The organism is Pseudotamlana agarivorans (genome assembly GCF_001642835.1).
In the GTDB taxonomy this organism is placed as follows: Bacteria; Bacteroidota; Bacteroidia; order Flavobacteriales; family Flavobacteriaceae; genus Pseudotamlana; species Pseudotamlana agarivorans.
Genome location: NZ_LXEI01000002.1, coordinates 23623 through 35575, shown reverse-complemented (window position 1 = coordinate 35575; position 11953 = coordinate 23623). Strand labels below are relative to the sequence as shown.

Below are 11953 nucleotides of genomic sequence, written 5' to 3'. Positions count from 1 at the left end.
TACAAATTTACGCCCGGTTAATCGTTTTTTATACGACATAAGATGTCGGATCACATATACAAGCAAAGTTTTAGAAGAAAAACATGAACCCGAAACTCAATCGTAAGGCATCACGATGAAAAGTATCATTTAAATACAGGTTATTATTGGCACTACCATCAATATCTAATTGTTTTATACCGTAATCGACTTCCAGACCAATAACCATTCTCTCATAGGCATCATACATCACATTTAAAATTCCGTAATACTGGTTATGCCCAAAATCTCCAGCGATCTCTGTAAGGTCTAAAGAATCGGTTAAAACATAGCGTGATGAATCGGTTAAACTAAAACTTGTCATTCCAAAAACGGCATTCGTATGCCATTTTTCAGACCAAAAATATTCATATGCCATCCAGCCTCCAAAAGCAGGCGTAGCCTTAAACATATTATTATCAACCGGGTAACCATCGTAACCAAAACCAGAAATGGTTGTTAAATACGAAGATATGCCTTTACCGCCCACAACCTGATACTGGAAACTATTTCTATTGGGCTTATACATACCACTTAAAGTGAGTCCGTAGCCCATAAAATAATCTTTATTCCCTTCAAGCTTATAGTTGATATGCCTTAGAATGGATGACGCTCTTAAATGTCCCCACTGACGCTTATAGGAAACCGCAAAGGTAAAGTCGGGTGTTGTTTGATGTGTATCTTCAACAAAAGGCTGGATGTCTTCATAAGCAAAGTAATCATCTTGAGGTGCTTCAATACTCACCTCATATTTCCAAGCGGGGCAACCAAAGGTATTCATATATTTAATATGAGGATTACGCAGCCATATTCCTGAAGGTGGTCCCTCCCATTCCATGATATTTGGCCAAAGGTCTTCATCACCAAAATTATTCCAGTTTTGCCCGATTTGCCAATGGTCTGTCTCAACATAGGCTTTTCTTAGTCTTAATCTTCCATTACCTCCCCAAAAATCAGATTCAACAATAGCTTTTATTTGCTTTCCGTTAGGCATGACCAAGACGGTTTCCCATTTAATTTGTGTTTGATACAAATCAACATTTAAACTATTTGAATCATCGGTACCAAATACATTTATTTTTCCAACGTTAAATGTGTCAGAATCCTGCAGCCCTCCAAAAACATCAAAATAGCCGTTAAGCTTCATATTAACCCCCAAGCTACTTTTAAACTTTGGAGCCTGACCAATAGAATCTTTTGATGTTAACGTGAAGAAACGTTCTTGAGCATTAATAGAAAGACAAGTAGAAATACTCAAAACAAATAAACTGAACCACCTCATTTACCTCTATTTTTAGTTACCTGGAAAGTAGAAATATGCTCAATTAATTTTAAATATCATGGTAAAACACATCTCTTACAACCAAAGATAACTAAAAATCCATCTTAATTAGGATCTCTATAAATCCCAGAAGAGTTTTCAAATAAAATATAGTAATATTTAGATGCTTCGAAATTAAAAATGTAATTCATCGAAATTAATTTTCTTACATTTTTATTTAACGTATTTTTAACATCTTAAACCAAATCGTTTTTGAGTAAATACCTACTTATACTCATTATGTCTTGTACATATTGCTTTTCTCAAAGTATCAATTTCGACCAACTCGACAAAGAGAAATGGTTGCGATACAATGGTGGAATATCTGCTAATACAGTATATTACAACGGTACAGGAAATCGTCAAAATCTAACCTATTATGTTAGTGGTAATTTAAACTTTAATATTGCAGGGTTATACAACATCCCGCTTTCTTTTACCTACTCAAATCAGGATTTTAATTTTCCTAGCCCGTTTAATTTTAACCGTTTGAGTTTACACCCTTCCTACAAATGGGCTACAGCACATATTGGAGATGTAAGTATGACATTTTCGCCATACACTTTAAACGGACACCAATTTACGGGTGCAGGTATTGAACTAAATCCTGAAAGCAAATTTCAAATAAGTGCCATGTACGGACGCCTATTGAAGGCTACCGAATACGATTCTACAGCACAGGGTGGCATTGCAGCCTACAAGCGTATGGGTTATGGTATAAAAACGGCTTATGATTTTGATTTCATGAAATTAGGTCTCATTCTTTTTAAAGCTACCGATGCCGAAAACTCGATTGAAACCGCCTTTCCTACAACTTTAAATCTAACACCAAAAGATAATGCTGTACTTTCTTTTGAAGGCGATTTTAAAGCTTTCGAAAAAGCAAACTTTCATGTAGAATATGCAATTTCAGGGGTTACCGAAGACACCCGATTAACCGAAGACAAAACAAACCATGGCATGCTCGCTTTTCTTTTAGATGAAAACATTAGCACCAATTATTACAATGCCTTTAATGCTTCATTAGATTACCCCGCTGGTAACGGAAGTGTAGGCGCCGGATACGAACGTATAGATCCTGAATACAAAACTTTGGGCGCTTACTTTTTTAATAATGATTTAGAAAACATTACAGTAAATGCCACGCAAACCATTTTAAACAACAAATTGAATTTAAGTGTTAACGCTGGTTTGCAACGTGATAATCTTAACAAAACAAAATCGTCGGAGCAAAAACGTGTTGTAAGCGCTATTAATGCCAATTTAACAGCTTCTGAAAAACTATCAATAAACGCATCATATTCCAATTTTCAATCGTATACCAATATTCGCGACCAGTTCGATTACATTAACGAAGTAAGCGGTTTTGATAATGTAGACACATTAAATTACCGCCAAATTTCAAAAAATGCCAATTTAGGAGTCAATTATATCCTTAAAAAAACAGAACAAAACCAACATAGTACCAATCTAAACTTGGTCTATCAAAATGCAACCAATCTCCAAGATGGAAAAACTATTGAAGGCGGTGAAAATAGCTTTTATAACGGAACGGCCGCCTATACTATTGGCTATCCTAGTAAAAACTTAAACATATCTTTAGTAGCCAATACAGCGTATAACACTACTGGAATCGATAAAAGTTTTACTGTTGGCCCCACATTAGCGGTGGGAAAACAGTTTTTCGACAAACAATTACGGACTAATTTATCGAGTTCTTACAATACATCATACATCAATGGAGACCAACAAAATAGTGTTTACAATTTCCGCTTAGGAAGTAATTATCTCTGGTTAGAAAAACATAATTTAAGTCTTAATTTTATGATGTTATTTCGAAAAACCACTTTAAACGCTAACAACGATTTAACACTAACTTTAGGTTATAGCTATGCTTTTGATAATTTAAAACTTCAGTTGAAACGCGGTGAAAAAAACATTAAAAATGATACTGAAAAAACACCAAAAAACAGTTGGAGTTTCCGTTATAGAAACATCACATATAAAGGCACTAAAGCAGAATTAAACGAGCAGCTTAGTAATGTATTTAATAGTGAACAATTTAATAGCATACCTCAATTTAAAAAGGATGAATTAACACTACTACTTGAAACGACCAAAGCTCAAACAGAAGAAACTGAATATAAAACAAATGCTTTAGACTTTTTAAAAGAATTATATCGATTTAACGATTTTAAAGGCATTTATAATAAAGCTCTTTTTAAAGTTATTACCAAGATTAAGGACGACATGACCGAAATTGATAAAACGCTTGAAAGCATTTATATAAAACGAAAATATCTAGCAGACTCCCACCCTTTAAGCGGTAAAAACGAAGCCGAATATACGCTTGAAGATTTAAAATTAAAACAAGAATATCAAAACCTTCTTGATGCAGAACAAGACCGCTTAGAAAAATTAGTTGGCCACCGTTGGATGGAAGAAAATTTTATTGATTACACAGACCTCCAAATAGTAGAAAACCCAACTACGCATTTAAAAGCATTTAAAAATCAAGCTGAGGCTGCTGCATTTAAAATATATAACGACACAGAAAGTATAGAAAAAGTTGAACGCTATTTAGAATACGAAATTATTAATTTCTATTACAAAAAATCATTAAGCATAGTAAACCCCGATAATGTACAGTTAAGATATATTTCGAAAGAATAAAACGCTATCGTTACTAATGGGGTCTCTATAAATTAGAAAAATAAAAACAGTGTATTGTTCAAAGGAAAACAATAAAAATATAAGAATTTGAAAGGAAAACAAGATTTTACAAGATTTTTTAAGCTGGTTAGCCTATTGGTTTTACTAGTCTCTACCGTATCGTTATTTGGCCAAAACGCCAATTTTCCTGTCACAATAATTCCACAAGCTACACCCCCAGCTCCCATTTATTTTTCAAATTATGCCGATGCTAGCACAACGAATAGTCCGCTGCGGGTTCAAATTGTCTTAAATGATTTTACCATTCCTCATAGGGAAATAAGACTTAAAACCTATTTCCAAGGACGCGGTATTAATTTTCAAAGTAATGATGTAGTATCTGGTGCCTCGCCTATGTATTTAGAAGGTGGCGTACCTCTAATTTTAACTAACGCTGAACTAGCGCCCTATTTTAAATTTGAAAACATCACCGGTATTTCACCAAATACTTATGGTAGTATCATCCCTGAGGGCAGCTATCAGTTCTGTTTTGAGGTTTATGATGTAGCTACAGGCAGCAAGCTTTCAAACAAATCCTGTGTCACCACTGTAATTTTTGAAAACGAACCTCCTTTTTTAATAGCGCCTAGAAACAAATCTCATATTTCAGAAACCAATCCGCAATATATTGTTTTTCAATGGACTCCCCGAAATATTAATGTTACAAACGTATCATACGAGCTTAGTTTGGTCGAGATTTGGGACAATCAAATAGACCCGCAAGCAGCATTTTTAAGTTCGCCACCCATTTTTCAAACCACAACAGCGGCGACTTCTTATGTATTTGGCCCTAGCGACCCGCAATTACTTTCTGGTAAAAATTATGCCTGGCGTATTCAAGCTAAAGCCAAACAAGGTGCCGAGGATATCGGACTTTATAAAAACCAAGGTTACAGTGAAATATTCTCCTTTAGCTATTCCAGCGCCTGCGATTTGCCAACAAACATCAACCATGAAGTAAAAGGCAGCAGCATAGCCTCTGTTTTTTGGGATGATTTTTCAAACGAAGTTCCTGAATATGTCGCACGCTACAGAGTAAAAAGCGATTCAATCACCGATGCCGCTTGGTTCTACAACAAAACTACAGGAAATACCACCTCCCTGTGGGGCCTAAAAGCAGACACGACTTACGAATACCAAGTACAAAAAAAATGTACCGTTACTAAAAGCAACTGGAGTTTGGCAGAACAATTCACTACGTTTATTGCCGATAGCGAAGCTAGTGTTTACGAGTGTGGTATCACACCAGATTTTACACTTAGTAATACAGACCCCTTACAAAACCTAGCCAAAGGCGATACTTTCACAGCAGGCGATTTCCCCATATATGTACTTACATCCGAAGGTAGCAATGGTAGGTTTACAGGAACTGGTTATGTTACCATTCCTTATTTAAACAGCATTAAAGTAAGTGTAGATTTTACCAACGTTTTAATAAATACCGATAAGCAACTCGCGGAAGGTACAGTAGTCACCAAGTACGACAAGACTGGAAAAAATATTTTAGATGTAGATGCGGCTATTGAAACGGTAAGTGGTGTGGCTGAAGCTCTGGGAGAACCTTTTGAAGGCACCAACGACCTAGATGAAATTCGCATCAATTGGGTTCTTGACCATGTAAACCATATTACAATTAAAGATGACGTCCTTGTTATTACCAACCCTGCTAATGGCGCCACCGAAACCAGTCCTTTGGGCGATGATAAGGTTATTGTAGACTCAGAAAACAACGTGTACCATGTTGATGCTAAAGGCAAAGTTACTAAAGGTGGGAGTTTAGACCCAAGTGGTGGTGTTAATACAGGTAATGTAACAGGAATTTCTCAAAATGGAGATATCGTAGCATTAACTGCTGAAGGCATTCGAGTAACTTTTGAAAATGATAGTATTTTTGGGTACGACAAAATGCCTAATAATGCCAATGATAAACTAAAGGAAGAATATACAACGGTTCCTGATGCTGCTGGCAAAGATTATACCCTAGCACATTTTGCTGTAGAAAAAGAGAAAACCATTTTTGTTGATGCTAAAATTGAACTGTCTTCTAACTCGGAATACACCTTAGCCGACTTAAAATTTAAAACCAAAACTGGCGAATTAATCACTCCTACTAATATAAACAACCAAGCCAACACCTTACAATTACCCCTTAAAGGCCGTTATACTATAGAGAGCGAAACCATTTATGCCGTAGTAGAATCTAAACAAGACAGTACTAAACAACATACTGCCGGTGCATTAACCCTTTGGCACTTAACCGATAGAGCTGTAAATGTCGTTTTAGTTTCTGTAGATAACGCAACGCTGCCAGACCCAACTACCATTACTAATATCTTTAAAAAAGGAGTTACCACCTTAAACTTTGATACTAAATATGCTTCTTTAGACACCAGTACATTAGGTACAGATGGCAAATTAGAAATTGGAGATAGTCCTTGGCTAACATCTTATAATACCGAACAAAAAGCAGTAATTACAAACTTGAAATCTCAAATAGATTATCATTCTAGTAACTACTACGTGTTTGTATTCCCCAAGACATTTGAAACCACCAAACCTATTGCTGGTTTTATGCCATTACAGCGCCAGTTTGGATTTGTATTTAGCAGTGGCTTAGATTCTGGCGAAGAAGCCAAAGGCGATTTGGCCACTGTAACTGCACACGAATTAGGGCATGGTATTTTTGCTTTACAGCATCCATTTACCCAATACGGTATGCCCGAAGGGGGAACCGACTTATTAATGGATTACAAAAAAAATGCAACTGCCTTAAACCACATGAACTGGGAGCAAATGCATAACCCAGCATTAAGGTTTTATGTGTTTCAAGATGAAGAGGATGGGGAGTATAGTCCAGAACAATTCATGGTTGGATCAAATGTAATTCCTGGGAAATTTTCTCAACATGTTACTAGGGATTATTATTCGTTTGTCTCAATAGCTAACAAAATTTTCTCACTACCAAATACTGTTCAGGATGTAACTTTTGGTACTAATGGTGAGTTATTTGCTTTTACACTAAATGAAAATGGAACACTAGTTAGGTATGCAGCTACAGCAAGCGGAACTAAATTTATTGGTTATGCTAAAGAAAAAGGAAATAAGGATAATTGGAAAGAAAGAGTATATCAAGATTCTAATTCTATTTCAACAACAGGGCAATCAGTAGATGTTTTCACCGGGAAGTATAACAAAACAGCTACTGATTGTGGCATTGATTTGTATAGTGGAAAATTCTTAAACACCTCTGAAGGATCATGGAATAGTGGAGGAAATGGCACAGTTTATAGTACTGATTTTAGTGCTTTTAATACTATAACTTCTAGAATACTATTAAAAGAAAAAATCAGTTCTCCTGAAGCTTGTGATTTATGTGAAAATGGTGAAGATTTTTATAATAATCAAATTAGCAAATTAGGAGAAAACGCATCTGAAAGTGAAATTGAAAATTTGTTACTAACATCAAAGTTAATTTGTAATACAGACTATAAAATTGAAGACATAATTGCTTTTTTTGGTAGAAAATCAGATGAAGAATATAATAAAATATCAGGTTTATTCAAAGCTACAGCTCAGGCTGCACATAAAAAAGCAGTAGATGAATTCTGGAATAGACCAAATGCTTGGAAACTATTTTATAACAAATTAAATTCTTTTTTAAATGTAATAAAAGAAGCAAAAAACGTAAATGAGATAGAAAATACACCTAACGCTTCGGCAGATATTTTAGAATATTTATTATATCTGGATGAAGAAATAATTGATAAATGGACTATTGATGAGCAAATAGAAGTTTTAAATTACTTAGCCATAAAAGAAAAACGTCTAATTGGAGATCAATTATTCGGAATGTTTTCAAAGATAGATGAAGAACGAGCACTTTTAAGGTTATTAACAGCTAATTCAACAGATAAAGCACTCGTATTAATGGCTGAATTAGCTTCCCCTAATGAAGATTTAGGAAGCAGTGTTTTAAGCTATCTTTTTGACCATATTGATGATTATGGCGGGGAAGAAAATTTCACATTATTAATAAAAAAATTAACTAACATTTCTTTAACAAGTATTCCTAAGCCTAGTGGAGGAACTTTTGGAGATGGTTATACGAATGAAGATATAGAGTTTCTTAACCCTACTAAATTAGTTCGCGATGTAGTAAATAAGAACTATGTAATTAGCATATTAGAAGATAAAATTAATTATGAAATAACATTTGATAACAATACTTCTAAAATCACAATAAAGAAGTGTACTAAATGGATGTCCGTATATGACCCGCATTCAAATACTCAAACAGAACAATGTTTAGAAAAAGAAATTTTATTAAATAATATAGACCCGTTTACGCCAGTAGCATTAACTATTATAAATGATATTAGTTTTTTCGGTACAAACTGTTATGGAGGTAATACCCTAGATGAAAATAATATTTGGTGTGGTCAAGCAAGATTGGTTCCTGCTATTTTTATGTACTATTTAGATCAAAAAGGAAAAACTAAAATAGTAGAAAATTTAACCATAAATTCAGTTGTAATAGCAGGCACCATATTAACGGCAGGTGAAGTAGGAGCTGCAGTGGCCGCCGGTAAAACAGCAACAGCAGTATGGGCCGGTGGTGAATTGCTATACACAGTAGGTTCTACAGTATATATTAACGAATTACAAACACAACTTAGCGCAGCAGTTGAGGCTAATAATTTAGCACGTGAAAACGGGAACATAAGTCTTGCTGAAGAAAAAGCGGCTGAAGCAGCAGAAATTGAATCTATAATTAGTGTAATTAATAATATTAATAATGTCTTTCTTGGAAAAGCAGTTTTTGATGTCGGTAGTAGTCTAAAAAGAGCTGCTGCTATTAAAAAAGCTAAGACTAAATTACAAGGAAAGATTAGTACTGAAAATTATGCTAAATTAGATAATACAGTCAATCAATTAGAGGATGATATTAAAAGATTAGGCAAAGAAACTGAATATGATGATGCAATTGCAAGTTTTACTAATAATGCATCGGAAAGTACTCAATCGCTTCTGGCTAAATTAAAGGACTTCCCTCAGCTTAAAATTGGATTAACTGGCATAACAGACATTACTTTAATTTCTAAATTGGATGAACTTACTAAAACTGAAGAAGGATTAGAAATTCTGAGTAGATTAAATGATGATTTTGTAAGATTAGAAGGACTCAGCGCATATGGCGTATTTAAAAATAATATAAAAGACCCAGATTATCTAGATGGCTGGATAGCTATTAGTAAGAGAGAAGAAATGAGGTTAGACCCTTCAATACTTGAGTCTATGAAAAACCTTATTAAAAATAACAGGACGTATATAACTCAAAACCAAGAGTTATTCGATACGCTTTTTGAAAGATTAGCTCAAGCTCGAGCAGGATGTAAATCATGCCCATCTTCAAATAATATGGATACACAGGTCGGGTATATGGAAGATATAATTGATAACCTTGATGATGCTATCACGAAATATTCGAGAGAACCAAGTTATAATTTTCAGGGGTTTTTAAATGATATTAAGCGTACAGAAAAATCCGCAAAAGGAGGAGTATTTACATTAACACTATTAAGGAGTAAAATAGATGAAATGTCCTCTGGCGGTTTTACTTTTACAAGATTTGAAGGAAGTATACCCGATATACAAAGTGGACATCAATTAGATTTGCTATTTACTAAAGGAAGAGATCCAAACTTGATAAAACGTTCAATAGAAATAAAAAATTGGAAAGATGCTAACTCCGTAGGTTTCGAACAGTTCAAAGCTTATATAAGTAGTGGGAATGACTTTTTATATTATTTTAATGGAACACAAGATGCAATGAAAACTAGTTTTAAGAATGTTTTTAAAAATAAAGCTCCTGAATTATGGGATGTAAGGCCTGAATATTTTTTAAGTCAAAAGCTAAAAATTCCATCTACTAATGAAGATGTAACTGATGTTGAAAGTTTCTTAGAGTTTATTGATGAAGTTTCTATTTATCATACATTTTTTTCATTTATAAAATAAGAATATTGATGCTAAAAAAAATTAAACTAATTGACATAAAAACCAACTTGTCTAATTGTTTGTTTTTAAATAAACATACATTTTATGTGTTTGAAAATAAAACACTTAAGAAGTATAATATTGATAAAATGACAAGTGAAAATATACTAGAATTAAAAGAAGGCCATCCTAATTTACTTAAATTTGATGACTCTTTTTTATGGTATAGTAATAAGCGTTTATTAAGGAAATTTCAAATCAGAACAGGAAAAGAAGATACTTTTGATTATGGTAAGTTTAATACTCTAAATCAAAACCTAGGAATTTTTTATACAAAAGAGAATAACAATATTTTTTTTAATGTTTATGATTTAAACATTAAAAAAATATTATGGAAACACAAAGCTATTATTAGTCCAAAATTTTTAAATAACTACTTCTTTTCTGAAAACTCAACAAACAATAAACTATCATTGCATAGAAATGAAACTGGAGAGGTTATATGGCAATTAGATGTCTCTAAAGTTTTTCATGATTTAAAACTAAGTAAATTTATAGGTGCTTATAAAAATGTTTTATTGGTTGGAATAGGTACAACTACTGATGTAAACAATTATATTGCAGCTATTTCTATTGACACTGGAGAGGTTATATGGAAGCAAAAAGGTTTTTATAATTTCCTTAAAATAAATCCTTCAGATGGTTGTATCTATTTGATAAATGCGGGATATTCTAAAACAGATATACCAACGGGAAATATTTTAGATGAATATGTAAATAATGAAGTATTTGGCTTAGATAAATTTTTGTCATACCGTGATAATTATGTAATTCTCAAAGATCATATAATTAGTACAGATCATAAATTAGGAAAAATAGTCGCTTTTAATACAAAAACACATCAATTTGATTGGGTACATAAAGAGCCCGGAGTAAATTTCCCTATCGGAAGTCCAATAATTTATAAAGCACCATATCTGTTCGTTCAAGACAATAAAAAAACAGTACATGTTTTTGAACACACAAACCCTAATGTTTTATGAAAACTAAATTAGAATTAGGTGTATATCGTTTTTTTAACGAGGCTAACAAAACTTTCGAAACCATAATATTAACTAGAGGGTTTAATAAATTCTATTGGTCCGTTAATAAATATAAAACTTTAGATTTTTCGGTACTAAAAAAAGGACTATTTGGTAAAAGAAAAACTACGAATAAAGCACTCGAACTAAACTTCTTTAAAAACGAACACCATCAATTAAAAGGAGAAATACTATCTGTAACTAGTTTTAAAATTAATGATGATAGTACCCCTAAAATTTTCAAAAAAGAAAACAACCTAAAGGACCTAAACAATAAAGAAATTACCTTAAAATCTACCTTATTTATTTTTATTGCCGCTTGTGTTTATTTTATATACGCCTTGTTAATTCCATATTTTAACGCTTCATTAGAAAATCAACATACAAGTACGGAAATTCCAATAGCTATCGAGGTATTAACAACAAAAAACACTTTTGTTACTTCAAGAGGCGTAGGTAAACTTAGGTTTCCTGTAATTAAGGAAGAAGAACAGGTTAGTTTATATGTTAAAACAAAAAACAATTTGTACAAGACACGCTATTATAATGCTCTTGGCGAAAAACTACAAACGGTGTTGCCTTTAGAAAACATAACAGACCAAAAAATAAACTTTGATGTTAAACAAATAGAAAAGATTAAAACACTGTATAACAATAGTAATGAAATTACCGAATTACGTATTAACAACGTAACAATAAAAACTTTTAAAGAGCGGAAAATGACAAGCATAACAACGACGCCAGTCCTTGTAGTTAGCATTCTTTTACTAGGTTTTATTTATTTACTAATTTTTCTTTGGAATGAACCTTAAACTAATAAATA

General features: G+C 33.1%; 5 protein-coding genes. 4 read left to right on the top strand and 1 reads right to left on the bottom strand.

The features are described 5' to 3' along the window. Nucleotides 1-70: 70 nt before the first annotated feature. Nucleotides 71-1300 (bottom strand): hypothetical protein, encoded by a 1230-nt coding sequence (locus tag A6I66_RS03530; RefSeq protein ID WP_067145675.1) that lies wholly within the window; start codon nt 1298-1300, stop codon nt 71-73. A gap of 252 nt (nt 1301-1552) precedes the next feature. Here A6I66_RS03530 and A6I66_RS03525 point away from each other — a divergent pair, with 252 nt between their 5' ends. The 4 genes from A6I66_RS03525 (at nt 1553) to A6I66_RS03510 (ending at nt 11942) form a co-directional block, all read left to right on the top strand. Continuing rightward, nucleotides 1553-4012: a TonB-dependent receptor gene (locus A6I66_RS03525; protein ID WP_157614070.1), complete on the top strand. Its 2460-nt coding sequence runs from the start codon at nt 1553-1555 to the stop codon at nt 4010-4012. A gap of 87 nt (nt 4013-4099) precedes the next feature. Next, the gene (locus A6I66_RS03520) at nt 4100-10069 is read left to right on the top strand and encodes a fibronectin type III domain-containing protein (RefSeq protein ID WP_067145672.1); all 5970 of its coding nucleotides are present in this window, start codon (nt 4100-4102) and stop codon (nt 10067-10069) included. Nucleotides 10070-10077: 8 nt separating this feature from the next. Further along, nucleotides 10078-11091 (top strand): PQQ-binding-like beta-propeller repeat protein, encoded by a 1014-nt coding sequence (locus tag A6I66_RS03515; RefSeq protein ID WP_067145671.1) that lies wholly within the window; start codon nt 10078-10080, stop codon nt 11089-11091. Beyond that, nucleotides 11088-11942, top strand: a complete 855-nt coding sequence (locus A6I66_RS03510; RefSeq protein WP_067145669.1) for a hypothetical protein — start codon at nt 11088-11090, stop codon at nt 11940-11942. Before A6I66_RS03515 ends, A6I66_RS03510 begins: the two co-directional genes overlap by 4 nt. Nucleotides 11943-11953 lie beyond the last annotated feature (11 nt).

Excerpts from the sequence above, each read along its gene's own strand:
- A6I66_RS03515 (WP_067145671.1), top strand. The coding sequence starts at position 10,078 with ATGCTAAAAAAAATTAAACTAATTGACATAAAAACCAACTTGTCTAAT.
- A6I66_RS03530 (WP_067145675.1), bottom strand. The coding sequence starts at position 1,300 with ATGAGGTGGTTCAGTTTATTTGTTTTGAGTATTTCTACTTGTCTTTCT.
- A6I66_RS03510 (WP_067145669.1), top strand. The coding sequence starts at position 11,088 with ATGAAAACTAAATTAGAATTAGGTGTATATCGTTTTTTTAACGAGGCT.